This is a genomic window from Acidimicrobiia bacterium (genome assembly GCA_035948415.1).
Classification (GTDB): Bacteria; Actinomycetota; Acidimicrobiia; order IMCC26256; family PALSA-555; genus PALSA-555.
In genome coordinates this window covers 43,312-57,702 of the sequence record DASZJD010000029.1, presented here as the reverse complement: position 1 = coordinate 57,702, position 14,391 = coordinate 43,312, and the positions used below count along the sequence as shown (strand labels likewise).

16 protein-coding genes are annotated in these 14,391 nt (G+C 74.3%); 8 read left to right on the top strand and 8 right to left on the bottom strand.

Going from position 1 to position 14,391, the window contains the following annotated elements; genetic code table 11:
• The first annotated feature begins 8 nt into the window (after positions 1-8).
• Both VG869_04215 and VG869_04210 read left to right on the top strand, forming a co-directional pair.
• Positions 9-821, top strand: a complete 813-nt coding sequence (locus tag VG869_04215; protein ID HEV3450390.1) for an amidohydrolase family protein — start codon at positions 9-11, stop codon at positions 819-821.
• Positions 818-1,747 carry an NAD(P)-dependent oxidoreductase gene (locus tag VG869_04210; GenBank protein HEV3450389.1) on the top strand — a complete coding sequence of 310 codons (930 nt, stop codon included), beginning with the start codon at positions 818-820 and terminating at the stop codon, positions 1,745-1,747. The genes VG869_04215 and VG869_04210 overlap by 4 nt, the downstream gene beginning before the upstream one ends.
• Here VG869_04210 and VG869_04205 read toward each other — a convergent pair.
• The 4 genes from VG869_04205 to VG869_04190 are packed head-to-tail and all read right to left on the bottom strand — an operon-like array spanning position 1,741 to position 5,997.
• Complete coding sequence (locus VG869_04205) at positions 1,741-2,037, bottom strand: DUF4499 domain-containing protein (GenBank protein ID HEV3450388.1); 297 nt, start codon at positions 2,035-2,037, stop codon at positions 1,741-1,743. The two genes, VG869_04210 and VG869_04205, sit on opposite strands and share 7 nt — an antisense overlap.
• Entirely contained in the window at positions 2,034-2,462 is a 429-nt protein-coding gene (locus tag VG869_04200) for an OB-fold domain-containing protein (GenBank protein ID HEV3450387.1), read from the bottom strand. Before VG869_04200 ends, VG869_04205 begins: the two co-directional genes overlap by 4 nt.
• Before the next feature lie 2 nt (positions 2,463-2,464).
• Positions 2,465-3,667 carry a thiolase family protein gene (locus tag VG869_04195; protein HEV3450386.1) on the bottom strand — a complete coding sequence of 401 codons (1,203 nt, stop codon included), beginning with the start codon at positions 3,665-3,667 and terminating at the stop codon, positions 2,465-2,467.
• Positions 3,667-5,997, bottom strand: a complete 2,331-nt coding sequence (locus VG869_04190; GenBank protein ID HEV3450385.1) for a CoA transferase — start codon at positions 5,995-5,997, stop codon at positions 3,667-3,669. The genes VG869_04195 and VG869_04190 overlap by 1 nt, the downstream gene beginning before the upstream one ends.
• Positions 5,998-6,073: 76 nt before the next feature.
• Here VG869_04190 and VG869_04185 point away from each other — a divergent pair, with 76 nt between their 5' ends.
• The 3 genes from VG869_04185 to VG869_04175 all read left to right on the top strand — a co-directional run bounded on the left by VG869_04185 (position 6,074) and on the right by VG869_04175 (position 8,603).
• Positions 6,074-7,081 carry a Gfo/Idh/MocA family oxidoreductase gene (locus VG869_04185; GenBank protein ID HEV3450384.1) on the top strand — a complete coding sequence of 336 codons (1,008 nt, stop codon included), beginning with the start codon at positions 6,074-6,076 and terminating at the stop codon, positions 7,079-7,081.
• Positions 7,081-7,785 carry an NUDIX domain-containing protein gene (locus VG869_04180; GenBank protein ID HEV3450383.1) on the top strand — a complete coding sequence of 235 codons (705 nt, stop codon included), beginning with the start codon at positions 7,081-7,083 and terminating at the stop codon, positions 7,783-7,785. Before VG869_04185 ends, VG869_04180 begins: the two co-directional genes overlap by 1 nt.
• Before the next feature lie 149 nt (positions 7,786-7,934).
• Positions 7,935-8,603, top strand: coding sequence for a hypothetical protein (locus VG869_04175; GenBank protein HEV3450382.1), 669 nt, complete (start codon positions 7,935-7,937; stop codon positions 8,601-8,603).
• A 15-nt stretch (positions 8,604-8,618) separates the two neighbouring features.
• Here VG869_04175 and VG869_04170 read toward each other — a convergent pair whose 3' ends face one another.
• The 3 genes from VG869_04170 to VG869_04160 all read right to left on the bottom strand — a co-directional run bounded on the left by VG869_04170 (position 8,619) and on the right by VG869_04160 (position 11,187).
• Positions 8,619-9,458: an SDR family NAD(P)-dependent oxidoreductase gene (locus tag VG869_04170; GenBank protein HEV3450381.1), complete on the bottom strand. Its 840-nt coding sequence runs from the start codon at positions 9,456-9,458 to the stop codon at positions 8,619-8,621.
• 5 nt (positions 9,459-9,463) lie between these two features.
• Positions 9,464-10,654: an LLM class flavin-dependent oxidoreductase gene (locus VG869_04165; GenBank protein HEV3450380.1), complete on the bottom strand. Its 1,191-nt coding sequence runs from the start codon at positions 10,652-10,654 to the stop codon at positions 9,464-9,466.
• A gap of 68 nt (positions 10,655-10,722) precedes the next feature.
• Positions 10,723-11,187: a nuclear transport factor 2 family protein gene (locus VG869_04160; GenBank protein HEV3450379.1), complete on the bottom strand. Its 465-nt coding sequence runs from the start codon at positions 11,185-11,187 to the stop codon at positions 10,723-10,725.
• A 170-nt stretch (positions 11,188-11,357) separates the two neighbouring features.
• On the opposite strand from VG869_04160, the gene VG869_04155 reads away from it, so the two are divergent.
• Genes VG869_04155 through VG869_04145 form a run of 3 tightly spaced genes read left to right on the top strand, consistent with a single transcriptional unit; the run spans position 11,358 to position 13,601 of the window.
• Positions 11,358-12,188 (top strand): NAD(P)-dependent oxidoreductase, encoded by an 831-nt coding sequence (locus VG869_04155; GenBank protein HEV3450378.1) that lies wholly within the window; start codon positions 11,358-11,360, stop codon positions 12,186-12,188.
• Positions 12,185-13,105 carry a TIGR03619 family F420-dependent LLM class oxidoreductase gene (locus tag VG869_04150; GenBank protein ID HEV3450377.1) on the top strand — a complete coding sequence of 307 codons (921 nt, stop codon included), beginning with the start codon at positions 12,185-12,187 and terminating at the stop codon, positions 13,103-13,105. Before VG869_04155 ends, VG869_04150 begins: the two co-directional genes overlap by 4 nt.
• 25 nt (positions 13,106-13,130) lie before the next feature.
• Positions 13,131-13,601: a cupin domain-containing protein gene (locus tag VG869_04145; GenBank protein ID HEV3450376.1), complete on the top strand. Its 471-nt coding sequence runs from the start codon at positions 13,131-13,133 to the stop codon at positions 13,599-13,601.
• A gap of 39 nt (positions 13,602-13,640) precedes the next feature.
• Here the strand turns inward: VG869_04145 and VG869_04140 are convergent, their stop codons facing one another.
• Positions 13,641-14,387: an SDR family NAD(P)-dependent oxidoreductase gene (locus VG869_04140; protein HEV3450375.1), complete on the bottom strand. Its 747-nt coding sequence runs from the start codon at positions 14,385-14,387 to the stop codon at positions 13,641-13,643.
• Between the last annotated feature and the right edge of the window lie 4 nt (positions 14,388-14,391).

Sequence of the window (14,391 nt, the reverse complement as noted above, 5' to 3'; positions counted from 1 at the left end):
GCGCCGCCGTGACCGTGCCGCTCGTCGACACGCACGTGCACGTCGTCTCCGACGACGAGGCGCGCTACCCGCTCGACCCGAGCGGCGTCACCGCCCCCTGGTACCGGGAGGACCCGTGCTCGATCGAGCGCCTCCTCGGGCTCCTCGACGACGCCGCCGTGCGCGCCGCCGTGCTCGTGCAGGCCATCAGCGCCTACCGGTTCGACAACCGCTACACGCTCGACGCCGCGGCGAGCGCGTTGGGCCGCTGCACCGCCGTCGCGTGCGTCGACCTGGCCGGCGCAGACCCCGCGGGGGCGGCGGAGCAGCTGCTGCGCGCGGGCGCGCGCGGGCTGCGCTGGGTCGCGATCCACGACGGCGGGGTCGCCGAGCCCCGCGCCGTCTGGTCGGTGGCGGCCGCGCAGCGGGTGCCGGTGGTCGTGACCCTGCTCGCCGAGCACCTGCCGGCGCTCGTCGACGCGCTGCCGCGGCTGCCGTCGCTCCCGCTCGCGCTCGACCACTGCGGCTTCGCCGACTTCGCGCGCGGCCTGCCCGACGATCTCCTGGCGCTGGTCCCGTTCCCGAACGTGGCCCTGAAGGTGTCGACGATCGCCCTCGACGCCGCCGCCGGCCACGGCGACGTGCGGGAGCTGCTCCCCGAGCTCGTGGCCCGCTTCGGCGCCCGGCGCCTCATGTGGGGCTCGGACTACAGCCAGACCCACGACCGTCCGTACGTCGAGCTGGCCGACTACGCGCGGCACGCGGCGTCGAAGCTCGGCGACGACGATCGCGCCCGCGTCCTCTCGGGCACCGCCGGCGCGCTCTGGCCGGAGCTGCCGTGACGCGGATCCTGAGCCACGTCCGCGGCCCGGTCGCCGACCAGGTGCGACAGGCCGTCCCCGGGGTCGAGGTCCTCGAGATCCCCGGCGACGGCGAGCTCGAGCCGGGCGTCGACGGCGAGGTGCTCTTCACGATCCCGTGGGACCTGCCGAACCTCGAGCACGTGCTCAGCCGCGGTGTCCGCTGGATCCACACCATGGGCACCGGCGTCGACCGCTTCCCGCTGGCGCTGGTGGGGGAGCGGACCCTGACCTGCTCGCGCGGCGCCAGCGCGGTGCCGATCGCCGAGTGGGTGCTGGCCCAGCTGCTCGCCTTCGAGAAGCGCCTCCCCGAGGCCTGGATCACCGAGGGCCCGGCCCAGTGGCACGCCGCCGAGCTCGGCGGCCTCGCCGGCCGGACGCTCGGCCTCGTCGGGCTCGGAGGCATCGGCGCCGCGGTCGCGGCGCGAGCCCGGCCCTTCGAGATGCGGATCGTGGCCCGGCGTCGCACCGACCGTCGGTCGCCGGTACCCGGCGTCGAGGCGGCCGGATCGCTCGCCGAGGTCCTGGCCGTCGCCGACCACCTGGTCCTCACCGCGCCGGCGACGCCGGAGACCCATCACCTGCTCGACGAGGCCGCGTTCGCGGCGGTGAAGCCCGGGGTGCACCTCGTGAACATCGCCCGGGGCTCGCTCGTCGACCAGGACGCGCTGCGCGCCGCGCTCGATCGAGGCCAGGTGGCGATGGCCTCGCTCGACGCGGTGTCGCCCGAGCCCCTGCCCGACGGCCACTGGATGTACTCGCACCCCCAGGTCCGATTGAGCCCGCACATCTCCTGGAGCATGCCCGGCGCCAGCGAGCTGCTGGTGGCGACGTTCATCGACAACCTGCGGCGGTATCGCGCCGGGGAGCCGCTCGAGGGCGTCGTCGACGTCGACGCCGGCTACTGAGCCTCGGCCTCCAGCCGGGCGGCCCGCAGCGCCCGCAGCGACGGCAACCCGACGCCGAGCGTCTGGAGCGCCCACCGCGGGGCGCGCCGGCCGAAGCCGGCTCGCCGCGCCGCCCGGTACGTGTACGCGGCCTCGACGGCGTGGGTGGCGACCGCGCCCCAGAACAGCCACCGGAGCCCCCGCCGCCCGGTCGCCGCCGCGAGGACGCCGGTGAGCGCGATCCCGCCCGCGTTCGTCACCCACCAGAACCCGTCGACCGGGACGAAGGTGTCGGGTCGGCGGTCGCTCATGCCGGCACGAACAGCGGGGCGGTGACCGAGCCCTCGACCCCGGCGAAGCTGATCGGGCGGAACGTGACCTGCACGGGCAGGTCGAAGGCGAGGGCGTCGGGGTCGACGTCCACGACCCGGGTGGCGACGCGCACCGCCGGGTCCTCGTCGAGCGCGACGAGCCCGGGCACGAACGGCACCAGGTCGCCGAAGTGCGGCAGGAACGCGTGCGTGACCACCACCCACGAGAACAGGGTCCCGCGACCGCTCATGGTGCGCCACGTGAAGCTCGAGCCGCCGCAGTCGCGGCACCGCTCCCGCGGGTACCAGCAGGCCCGGCCGCACCGCCCGCAGTGCGGGATGCGGAGCTCGTGGCGCGCCGCGCCGGCCCAGAACTCGGCCGTCGGCGCCCAGGTCGTGTCGGGCAGCGGGAACTCGGGTCGCATCCTCAGCCTCGCCGCAGGATCAGCGTCGCCGCCTGCGGCCCGGTGTACCCGCCGTAGACGCCGACGGTCGCGTCGGGGACCTGCGCCGCCGCCTCGCCCCGCAGCTGGCGGACCACCTCGACGACGTGGGCGATGCCGAGCACGTAGGCGTGGGAGAGCAGCCCCCCGTGGGTGTTGGTCGGGAGCCGGCCGGCGTCGAAGTGCAGGGCGTCGCCGGCCACGAACTCGCCCCCGCCGCCCTTCTCGCAGAAGCCGCTGTCCTCGATCTGCATGACCGTGTGGATCGTGAACGGGTCGTAGCACGTGTAGACGTCGACGTCGGCCGGCGCCAGGCCCGCCATCCGGAACGCCACCGGGGCGGCGAACACCTGCGGCGTCGACGTGAACGCGGGCTGCTCGGCCCAGTGCGTGCCGGTCACCGAGTTCCCGAGGCCCACGCCGGCGAGCTCCACCAGCGGTGTCCGCAGGTCGCGAGCCCGCTCGGGCGTCGTCATGATGTACGCGCCACCGCCGTCGGAGATGAGGCAGCAGTCCTCGCGTCGGAACGGCGCCACGATCGGACGCGAGGCGAGGTACTGCTCCATCGTCAACGGGCGGTCGTGCATGACCGCACCGGGCGTGAGGTTGGCGTGCCGCCGACACGCCACCGCCACCGCGCCCAGCTGCTCCTGGGTGGTGCCGAACTCGTGCATGTGACGGCGGGCCACGGTGGCGAAGTAGACCGGCTGGGGGAACCAGCCGAACGGCACCTCGAGGTTCTGCTTGAACTGCTCCTGGGCGTGCGACTGGCCCGGACCGCCGACCATCTCGGACCGCTGCGTCGCCCACGCGACCCCGAACGAGTTCAGGATGTACCGGGCCTTCCCGTCGCGCAGCGCCAGCGCGGCGTCGTACGGCGCGCTGGCGGCCTGCCGCATGCCGCCGCCGGCGGCGGACTCCCACATGTCGTGGCTGGTGCCGAAGTGCCGGTGGTACGCCGCCACGTCGAACTGCTCGCCGAACGGCACGTACATGAGGCCGTCGATGTCGGCGGGCGACAGCCCGGCGTCGTCGAGCGCGCGCTCAACCGCCTGGGCGAGGATCTGGGTCGGCGTGCGCCCCGACGCCTTCGTGTGCTCGGACTCGCCGACCCCGCACAGCGCGACCGCGCCGCGGACGTCCTCGTACTCGGTGGCCCAGCCCCAGTCCGTGTCCGACGCCGCCATCACATGCCCCGAGGCCGCTCGCCGATGACGCCCGCCGCGCGCAGCGCCGCCAGGTCGTCCGGTCCGAGGCCGAGCAGCCCGCCGAGCACGTCGTCGTTGTGCTGGCCGAGCGTCGGCGCCGGTCGGCGCAGCCACCCGCGGGCCCGGTCTCGGAACCGGAACGGCAGCGTCGGGATCGGGTGGGAGCCCGTCACGGGGTGCTCCTCCACCTCGAAGAGGCCGCGGTGGAGCATCTGCGGGTTGTGGGCGATGTCGCGGGCGTCGATCACGTACCCGGCCGGCACCCCGGCGGCGGCGAGGCGCTCGGCGACGGCCCGGGCGTCCTGGGTCGCGCACCACGCCGTCAGCTGCGTGTCGAGCGCGTCGTGCGCGGCTCGCCGACCGGCGGCGGTGGCGAGGGCGGGATCGCGGGCCCAGGCGGGGTCGTCGAGCTCGGTCCGCAGCCGCTCCCACTGCTCGTCGGTGGCGACCGCCAGCGCCAGCCACTCCTCGTCGCCGGCGGCGGGGTAGACGCCCTGGGGCGCGGCGCCGGGGCCTCGGTTGCCGGTGCGCTCGAGGCGGCGGCCGGAGGCCGAGAACTCGACGACCTGCTCGGCGGCCATGTTCAGGGCCGCCTCGATCATGGGGGCCTCGACGAGGCGCCCCTCGCCGCTGCGGTCCCGCTCGTCGAGCGCGAGGAGCGTCGCGAACACGGCGTGCATCGCCGCCAGCGGGTCGCACGCGCCGCGGGGGAGCAGCGGCGGGTCCTCCGGACGGCCGGTGACCCACGCCATCCCGGTAATCCCCTCCATCGTCTGGGCAAAGCCGGTGCGGTCTCGCCACGGGCCGTCGAGGCCGTAGGCCGGCAGCCGCACCATCGTGAGCGTCTCGTTCAGCGCGTGCACCCGCTCCCACGTGAGGCCGAACTGCTCCATGACCCTCGGGGTGAAGTTCTCGAGCAGGACGTCGGCGGTCCGGAGCAGGTGCTCGAAGAGCTCGACGCCTTCGGGCGTCGTGAGGTCGAGCGTGATCGCGCGCTTGCTGTTGTTGGCCCCGTGGAACAGCGGTCCCCACTCCCACCACTGATCCTCCGACGGGCGCCGGGTGCTCGTGTACCGCATGAGGTCCGGGCGCCCCACCGACTCGACCTTGATGACGTCGGCGCCGAGGCAGCCCAGCGCGTGCGTCGCGGCCGGTCCCGCCCACCACGCCGTGCAGTCGACGATCCGGATCCCGTCCAGCGGCAGCTCGTCCTCGTCGCTCGCCGGCACGCGCGCGCGGGGCGGCCACGGGACGCTGCCGTCGTGGGCCCCGAGCGCCGGCGCGGGCGTGAACGGGCGCGCCTCCACGCCGCCGACGCGGTAGGGGATCCGCGGCTGCACGAACCGCCGGCCCGGGTTCTCGACGAACACCTTCCGTTCCACGAAGTGGTCGAAGGTCGTCACCGTCTCGCCGTTGCCGACCGGCCCGCTCGGGATCCGCAGCAGCGCCGCCCGCTCGAGCAGGTCGGCGGTCGTGTGCCGGGTGGTGAAGTCGTGGATCATGGCGAGGACCTCGCGGCGGCGCTTGAAGCGGCCGAGGTGCTTGGCGAGCTCCCGGTCCTCGACCAGGTCGGGCCGCTCGATCAGCACCATGAAGTCGGCGAACTGCTGGGCGCTGTTGGTCGTGAAGGCCACGTAGCCGTCGGCGGCGGGCTCGATCGACGGGATCTCGATCGTGCGCGTCGGGCGCCGGAGGGGCGGCCAGCCCAGGAACTCGGCGAACACCGACGTGTAGGTGTTCATCGAGACCGCCATGGCGTCGAGGGTCGCCACGTCGATGTGCTCGCCGCGGCCGGTGCGACGGGCGCGCCGCACCGCGGCGGCGACGGCGACCGCGGCGTAGGTGCCCGCCATCCACTCGCCGATGCGGCCCCCGGCCGCCACCGGCGGCGTCTCGGGGAGGCCTCGGGAGCCGGTCGAACCGCACCAGGCCTGGAGCGTGAACTCCGTGGCCGCCCAGCCCGCCCAGGGGCCGTCGAGCCCGAAGGGCGTGATCGAGGCCACGACAAGGGCGGGGTGGCCGTCGCGGAGGCGCCGGACGTCGAGGGGGCCGGTGGGCGGCGGCTCCACGAGCACGTCGGCGGCGCGGCACAGCTCGGCGAAGGCGGGATCGTCGGTCGGCAGCGTGACCGAGCGCTTCGAGGTGTTCAGGAACTCGAAGAGCGCGCCGGAGCCCCACGAGCGCAGCGGATCGCCGCCGGCGCGGGGCTCCACCTTCACGACATCAGCGCCGGCGTCGGCGAGGAGCTTCGTGCAGTACGGCCCGGCGATGTCGGTCGAGCAGTCGACGACCCGGATGTCCTCGAGCACGCGTGGAGGTTCCTCCGCTGACGGGGGCGACGCATGCTCGCGCACGCGTCGCCAGGTCCGCCATAGGCTCCGCGGCATGGAACCGCTCCGCATCGGCACCCTCGGCGCAGCTCGGATCACGCCGGCCGCGCTCATCAAGCCGGCCCGCCTCGTCCCGGACGTGGAGGTCGTCGCCGTGGCGGCCCGCGACCGCGACCGCGCCGACCGGTTCGCGAGGAAGCACGGCATCCCGACCGTCCACTCCTCCTACGAGGAGCTGCTGGGCGACCCCGGCGTGGACGCGGTGTACAACCCGCTCCCGAACGGCTTGCACGGCCGTTGGACCCTCGCCGCCCTCGAGGCCGGCAAGCCGGTGCTGTGCGAGAAGCCCCTGACCGCGAACGCGAGCGAGGCGGAACGGGTGGCGGCGGCGGCGGCCGAGTCCGGCCTCGTGGTCATGGAGGCGTTCCACTACCGCTACCACCCGCTCGTGGCGCGGGTCGTGGAGATCCTCCGGAGCGGCGAGCTCGGGGCCCTACGACGGATCGACACGCGCGCGTGCATCGCCCTCCCGCTCCGCCACGACATCCGCTACCGGCTCGACCTCGCCGGCGGCGCCGTCATGGACATCGGCTGCTACGCCATCCACCAGGCGCGCACGCTGGCGGGCTCGGAGCCCGAGGTCGTCGCGGCGAGGGCGCGGTGCATCAGGCCGGGCGTCGACCGGTGGCTGCGCGGCGAGCTGCGGTTCACCGATTCGCTCGCGGGCTCGTTCGAGTGCGCGCTGCTGTCGCGGAAGCTCTTCAGCCTCGGCGCGCGCGTTGAGGGCGAGCACGGGACGCTGGCGGTCACGAACCTCACCGCGCCGCAGTACTTCCACCGCCTGACCGTGCGGCGGCGGGACCCTGACACCGGCGCGGAGCGCCGTCGTCGCGAGCGGATCAAGGGCGAAGCCACCTACACCTACCAGCTGCGCGCCTTCCTCGCCGCGGTCCGGGAGGGCGCGCCCTACCCGACGACGCCGGCCGACGCCGTGGCGAACATGCGCGTCATCGACGCCGCCTATCGGGCGGCCGGGCTCGAGCCGCGCCAGCCCACGTCCTGATGGTCTCGACCGGCGACGCCGCGGTCACGCCGCCGATCCCGGCGGCGACCGTGGTGCTCGTGCGCGACCGCGCCCCGGGCGTCGAGACCCTGATGCTCCACCGCAACTCGAAGCTCGCCTTCGGCGGCATGTGGGTGTTCCCCGGCGGTCGGGTCGACCCCGAGGACGCCGCCGGCGCCCCGACCGAGGAGGAGGCGGCCCGCCGGGCCGCGGTGCGGGAGGCGCGCGAGGAGGCCGGCCTGGTCTGCGACCTGACCTCGCTGGTGTCGTTCTCGCACTGGGTGCCGCCGGGCCTGGCGCCGAAGCGGTTCTCGACCTGGTTCTTCGTGGCGCAGGCGCCGGCGGGCACGGTGCGGATCGACCACGGCGAGATCCACGACTCGGCCTGGATGCGCCCATCGGACGCGGTGGCCCGGCGCGACGCCCAGGAGATCGAGCTGGCGCCCCCCACCTGGATGACCCTGTCGCACCTCGCCCAGTTCGGCGACGTCGAGAGCCTGCTCGCCGACGCGCGCGAGCGGCCACCGACCTTCTACGAGACTCGGGTCGCCCAGGGCGCCGAGGGGATGATCGCGATGTGGGCGGGCGACGCCGGCTACGCGTCCGGCGACCCCGACCTCCCCGGCGCGCGACACCGGCTGCGCATCGGTGACGGTCCGTGGCGGCTGGAGCGAACCGTCGACCCCGACGAGCGCAGCCGGTAACGGAGCCCGCACCCGTTCCGACGGCCCGCCGGCGCGCGATCGGTTGCACCGGCTCAGCCACGACGTCCGCGGGGCGGCGGGGTTAGGGTGCGCGACCGGAGCCTCGAACCGAGGGCTCGGCGCGGCGGCGCGACCGTTGGGAGGCAGCGATGGACGAGACGACGTGGGAGCGATACGGCCTGGGGGCCGGGATCCTGTTCGTGGTGCTGGTCGTGGTGGCGGCGCTCATCGGCGGGAGCCCGCCGAAGCCGTCCGACGGGATCGCCAAGATCGCCAGCTTCTTCCGCGACAACCAGGACGCGCTGAAGATCGGCTCCTACCTGAACGGGCTGGCCGCGGTGGCGTTCCTCTGGTTCCTCGGGGCGCTGTGGGCGCGCCTGCGGCGGGTCGAGGGCAGCGGCAGCCGGGTGTCGGTCGTCGCGCTCGTGGGTGGGATCGCGGCGCTCGCACTCGCGTTCGTCGGCAACGGGATCAACGCCTTCCTCGCCCTCTACGTCGGCGACCTCGGCCCCTCGGGAACGAAGGCGTTCTACCTGCTCGGCGTCATCTTCTTGGCCTTCGCGTCGTTCGCGCTCGCGGTCTTCGTCTCCGCGGTGTCGGTGCTGATCCTGCGCCACCGCTTCGTCGAGGCCTGGCTGGGCTGGACCGGCGAGGCGCTGGCACTCCTGTGGCTCGTGGCGGGGGTCGGCGTCGCCGACGACAACACCGCCATCTTCACCGTCGGCTTCATCGCCTTCCTGATCTGGGCCGTCTGGATCCTGGTCCTCGTCGTGCTGCTCCTCGCCCGTCCGGTCCCGGCGGTCACGACCGAGCCGTGAGCCGGGGCGGCACGCTCACGACGCGAGGCGCGGGCGGCCGTCGAGGCCCCGGTAGTCACGGCCGAGCTCCTCGAGCAGCGGGCGCGAGTAGCAGATCCGACCGGTGAGCCGGGTCGGGTCGGCGGTGGCGAGGACGAGCGCGGCCTCGACGAAGAGCTCGAGGGGCTCGACGATCCGCGGGTTGGCGTCCAGCACGTCGCCGACGAGGGCCTCGGCGCCGGGCGTGCGGACGGCGGCGACGGGGGCGAGGCTGTTCACCGCGATCCCGTCGCCGTAGACCTCGGCCGCCAGCCCCGTGGTGCAGCGCTCGAGCGCGGCCTTCGAGGCGCCGTACGTCGTGCTGGTGAACCCGAGCTTGAAGCCGGGGTCGAAGGGCGGGCCGGCCGGGTGCCTCGACGTGGCGCTCGAGATGTTCACGATCCAGCCTCGACGGTGCGCCCGCATCGCCGGGAGCACGGCCTGGGCCAGGTCGACCGGTGCCTGCACGTTGAGCTCGAAGGTCAGGAGCCGACGCTTCAGCGAGATGTCGGCGTTCGGGAGGTAGAAGGCGGCGGCGGCGTTGTTGACGAGCACGTCGACGGGGCCAATCGCGGCCTCGACCTCGGGGACGACGCGGACGCGGTCCTCGCGATCGGCGAGGTCGGCCTGCACCGCCAGCGCCTCGCCGCCCGCGTCCTGGATGGCCGCCGCTGTCTCGCGCAGCGACCCCGCGAGCGGCGCGCCAGGCTCGGGGTCGAGGGTCCGCGCCGTCAGCGCCACGCGGGCGCCCTCGGCGGCGAAGCGGCGGGCGATGCCGGCGCCGATGCCGCGGCTGGCGCCGGTCACGAGCGCGACGCGGCCGTCGAGCTCGCCCACCGGGTCTACGTGACCGGGACCTGGTCGGGCGCGCGCCCGAGCGACCGCTTGTCGTGCGGACCCCGCTCGGCCACGTAAGCCTCGCGCTGGCGGGTGGTGGAGTGGACCGGGTCGCGGTCGAACTCCGGGACGATGTGCTTCCCGAACGTCTCGACCGCCTCCAGCGCGACCTCGATCGGCATCGTGGTCGAGAGCATCCCGAACACGACCTGGTCGGCGCCGGTGCCCTCGTAGTCCTGCACCGACTTGCGGACCTCGTCCGGGGTCCCGATCATCACGAGGTGGTTGGCGATGCTCTGCTCGAGCAGGTCGGGCGTGGGCTCGGGGATCAGGTCGGGCCAGGCCGGGAGCCCCGGCGGCTTCGGGAACGTGTCGAGGTAGTGGAACACGAGGCTGTTCTGGTAGCTGCCGTGCATCGAGCAGGCGATGTCCCGCGCCCGCTGCCCGTCCTCGAGGCAGAGCATCTGACTCGTGACCATCACGTTGTTGTTGACGTACTCGCCGACCGGCTCGGCGTCCTCGATCGTGGTCTTGTAGATCTCGATGAGCGGCTTCAGGGTCTCCGGTGAGCCGGTCGTGAAGCACAGGACCCCGAGGCCCATGCGGGCCGCCTTCTCGAACGTGCCCGGGTTGCCGGCGGCGATCCACATCGGCGGGTGCGGGTCGCTCAGCGGCTTCGGCAGCACGTTGCGCGGCGGCATCGAGAAGTAGCGGCCCGAGAAGCTGTACTCGTTCTCCCGCCACATCCGCTTGAACTCCGGGAGGACCTCGTCGACCATCGCCTTCGTCTCCTCGGGGTCGAGGATCCCGAAGCCCCGCTGCTCGGTCGACGAGGACCCGCGGCCGACTCCGAACTCGAAGCGGCCGCCCGAGAGGTGGTCGAGCATCGCCACCTTCTCGGCCACGCGCGCCGGGTGGCAGACCGGCGGGGTGATGTTGAAGATGCCGCTGCCGAGGTGGATGCGCTCGGTCACCCCCGCCATGTAGCCGAGGAAGCCCTCGTTCGACGACAGGTGCGAGTACTCGGTGAGGAAGTGGTGCTCGGTCGCCCACGTGTACTTGAAGCCGGCCCGGTCGGCGGCCCGGGTCCAGGCGACCTCGTTGCGGAGCCGCTGGGCCTCGACGGCCCACTGGTCGGCCTCGGCCTCGAACGCCTGGTGCGGCGTGTAGAGGCTGTTGAAGATCCCGAACTCCATTGCTCCCCCTGGTGCGGGTGCGGGCCGAGGAGGATCGTACCGACCCCCGCCCAGAAATGCAACACGTTCTATTTTTTGGGGGAGCCCGCCAGCCGGTCCTTGGCCTCGTGCCAGCCCTGGACCATGCGCCCGAACTCCACCGGGTTGTACATGTCCTCCTCGTAGGAGAACCGCCCGTCGCCGGCGTAGTGGAGCATCGTCCAGTTGTACTCACGGTGGAGCGACCCGTCGCCGGGGTCGTCCATCTCGTTCCACACCGAGCAGAGGACCCAGCCCCGGTCCTCGTCGATCACGTACCAGTCGATCGGGAAGTTGCGCATGTCGGCGACGTTCGGGTCGGCCATCGTCGACTGGATCCACTGGTAGATGGCCTCACGGCCGTGCATCTTCCCGTAGTGGTGCTCGTAGTAGTCGGCGTCCTCGGTGAAGCACTCCGACCACTCGCGCCAGTCCCCGCTCTTCGCCGACCGGTCGGCCGCCTCCTGGAAGTGCCGGAACGCGCCTTCGATCTCGTCGCGTGGAAACCGACCCACGGGCTGCTCCTCTCGATCCGGCCCGCGTCCATTCCGTCGCGGGGCCCGTGATCGTAGATGGTGGCGACGGCGCGCTCCTCGAGGCGCGCCGGTCGGGGCGGCGGACTGGCGGGCAGCGCGGCGCCTCGGCAGGCTGACGGTCGGACCGCCGGGTCGTCGGTGAGGAGGCCATGCGAGTCGCCTGGATCGGACTGGGGAACATCGGCCTGCCCATGGCTGCCAACGTGCTCGCCGCCGGCCACGACGTGGCCGGCTTCGACGTGCGTCCCGACGCCGTCGCGGCGCTCGTCGAGCTCGGCGGGCGCGGCGCCGCCTCGGCCGCGCAGGCCGCCGCCGACGCCGAGGTCGTCAGCGTGGCGGTCCTCGACGCGTCGCAGGTCGAGGCGGCCACCAGCGGTCCCGCCGGCGTGTACGAAGCCGCCGGCGACGGGACGGTCGTGGCGATCCACAGCACCGTCCACCCGCGGACCGTCCACGCCGCCGCCGCCCGAGCGCCGGGCGACGTCGTCGTGCTCGACGCGCCGATCAGCGGCGGGGTGCAGGGCGCCCGGGCCGGGACCCTCTGCGTGATGGTCGGCGGGCCGACGGACGGCTTTGACCGGGCCCGACCGGTGCTCGACGCCGTCGGCGACCTGGTGCTCCACCTCGGCGAACGCGGCGCCGGGCTGGCGGCGAAGCTGGCCCGCAACCTGGTCGGCTACGTCAGCATGCTCGGAGCCCAAGAGGGGCGAGCCCTCGCCGTCGCCGCGGGGACCGACCTCACGCAGCTCGCCGCGGTCCTCGAGCACACCGGCGCGCTGAGCCCGATGATGCGGGACCTGCTGACCGTCCGCGGCGGTGACCCCGTGTACAGCCGCGACCTCGCGCCGCTGGTGGAGCTCGCGGCCAAGGACCTCCGGGCCGCGCTCGACCTCGGCGACGACGTCGGCGTCGACCTTCCGGCGGCCACGCTGACGCTCGAGCACGTCGCGTTCGCGCTCGGGGGGCACGACCCCGCGTGAAGGCGTCGCTCGGCCTCCCGACCCACCGCGTCGACGGGGAGCTGTGCTCGGCGGCCGCGATCGCCGAGCTGGCCGCCGCCGCCGAGAGCGCGGGTTACGACGCCGTGTTCGTGACCGACCACCCGTTCCCGGCCGACCGCTGGCTCGCTACCGGCGGTCACCACGCCCTCGACCCGTTCGTCGCCCTGAGCTTCGCCGCTGCCGCGACGACGCGGCTGCGACTCCACACGAACCTCCTGGTGCTCGCCTACCGGAACCCGTTCCACTCGGCGAAGGCCATCGCGTCGCTGGACGCGCTGTCCGGCGGACGCGTGATCGTGGGGATCGGCGCCGGGTACCTCGAGCCCGAGTTCGAGGCCCTCGGGGTCGACTTCAGCGAGCGCAACGAGCTCACCGACGAGGCGATCGTCGCCATGCGCGCCGCGTGGCGCGGCGACACCGTCGCGGCGGCCGGGCGGCACTGGCGCGCCCCCGGCAACACCATGCTCCCCCGGCCCGCGCGCGACGGCGGTCCGCCGCTCTGGGTCGGCGGGAACAGCCGGCGCGCCATCCGTCGCGCCGTCGAGCTCGCCGACGGCTGGATGCCGATGCCGAGCCCGGCCGGGTCCGCCCGGCGCCTCCACACGCCACCGATCACGTCGCGGGCCGACCTCGCCGCCCGCCTCGGCTACGCGCGCGACCACGCCCGCGCCGTCGAGCGCACCGAGCCGCTCGAGGTCGTGTTCATGCCCGACGGGCTCGACATGTTCTCGAACGCGGGGGTCGACGCCAGCCGGGCCATCGACAGCATCGAGGCGCTGGGGGACCTCGGGGTCACGTACCTGACCGTCACCCTCCCTGGCGACACCCGGCGCGACTTCCGCGAGCACCTCGACCAGTTCGCCGACCGCGTCCTCCGGGCCGTCACGGCGCGCTGACGCCCACGGGGCGTACCGTCGCGTCGTGGGCGTGCGCCGCGTGGTGACCGGGGTGGACGACCGCGGGCGCTCGACCGTGATCGCTGACGGTGAGGCGTTCGGAGGGGACACGTGGGCCGAGGTGTGGGTGAGCGACCCCGGCCGCGGCCTCGACGCCGTCGTCGATCCTCGGGACGGCCCGATGGTGCTGGAGCCGCCCGCCGGCGGCACCGCGTGGCGCGTGTTCGCGGTCCCACCGGACGCGGTGCTGCGCGAGCGCCTGGCCCGCACCGCGGCGGCCATCCCCGGGATGGAGCCGGACGGGTTCCACGCCACGGACACGATCGACTACGTCCTCGTCCTCGAGGGCGAGATCGGCCTCGAGCTCGACACCGGGGAGGTCACCCTGCGGCCCGGCGACTGCGTCGTGCAGCGCGGGACCCGGCACGCGTGGCGGAACCGCGGCGACCGGCCCGTCCGTATGGCCGCCGTCATGCTCAGCACCCGACCGGCGTAGCCGCCTCGCTCCCCGAGCCCCAGCGCCCGGGCCGGTGGGTCACGTGGTGAGGGCGCCGCCGTTCACGCCGAGCACCTGGCCGGTGACCCAGTCGGCGCCGGGCGAGGCCAGGAAGCACACCGCGGCGGCGACGTCCTCGGGACGGCCGAGGCGGGCCGTCGGCGCCGGCGGCGGGCGGCGGTCGTCGGGCCCGGTGGCGATGAGGCCGAGGGCCACGCAGTTCACGGTGACGCCGGTGCCGAGCAGCTCGACTGCGAGATGGCGCGAGAAGCCGATGGCCGCGGCCTTGCTCGCCCCGTATAGCGACACGCCGATGGGCAGGCCCGTTCGTCCCGCCTCGGACGACACCGTGACGACGCGGCCCCAGCGCCGCTCGCACATGCCGTCGACCGTCGCCTTCGTGCAGTGCAGGACGCCGTAGAGGTTGAGCCGCACGAAGGGGTCCCACGCCTCGACGGGCAGGTCACGGAAGCGCTGGAGCGCGAAGCCGGGCGGGATCCCGGCGTTGTTCACCAGCACGTCCACGGGTCCGAGCGTCCGCGCCACCTCGGCCACCATGCCCTGCACGGCGGCGAAGTCGGTGACGTCGGCGACGAACGCGGCGGCGCGCGCCCCGGTCTCGGCGAGGTCGGCGGCGACGCGCTCGGCGCGGCCCCGGTCGACGTCGTTCACGGCCACGGCCGCACCGACCGCGGCCAGCGCGTCGGCGACCCCGGCCCCCACGCCCCGGCCGGCGCCGGTCACGAGCGCGACGTGCCCGTCGAGGCGGGGGTCGGGCGCCGGCACGGCC

Coding starts and splice junctions, on each gene's coding strand:
- VG869_04205 (HEV3450388.1), bottom strand. CDS start 2,037: ATGAGCGACCGCCGACCCGACACCTTCGTCCCGGTCGACGGGTTCTGG.
- VG869_04200 (HEV3450387.1), bottom strand. CDS start 2,462: ATGCGACCCGAGTTCCCGCTGCCCGACACGACCTGGGCGCCGACGGCC.
- VG869_04195 (HEV3450386.1), bottom strand. CDS start 3,667: ATGGCGGCGTCGGACACGGACTGGGGCTGGGCCACCGAGTACGAGGAC.
- VG869_04185 (HEV3450384.1), top strand. CDS start 6,074: ATGGAACCGCTCCGCATCGGCACCCTCGGCGCAGCTCGGATCACGCCG.
- VG869_04180 (HEV3450383.1), top strand. CDS start 7,081: ATGGTCTCGACCGGCGACGCCGCGGTCACGCCGCCGATCCCGGCGGCG.
- VG869_04175 (HEV3450382.1), top strand. CDS start 7,935: ATGGACGAGACGACGTGGGAGCGATACGGCCTGGGGGCCGGGATCCTG.
- VG869_04165 (HEV3450380.1), bottom strand. CDS start 10,654: ATGGAGTTCGGGATCTTCAACAGCCTCTACACGCCGCACCAGGCGTTC.
- VG869_04155 (HEV3450378.1), top strand. CDS start 11,358: ATGCGAGTCGCCTGGATCGGACTGGGGAACATCGGCCTGCCCATGGCT.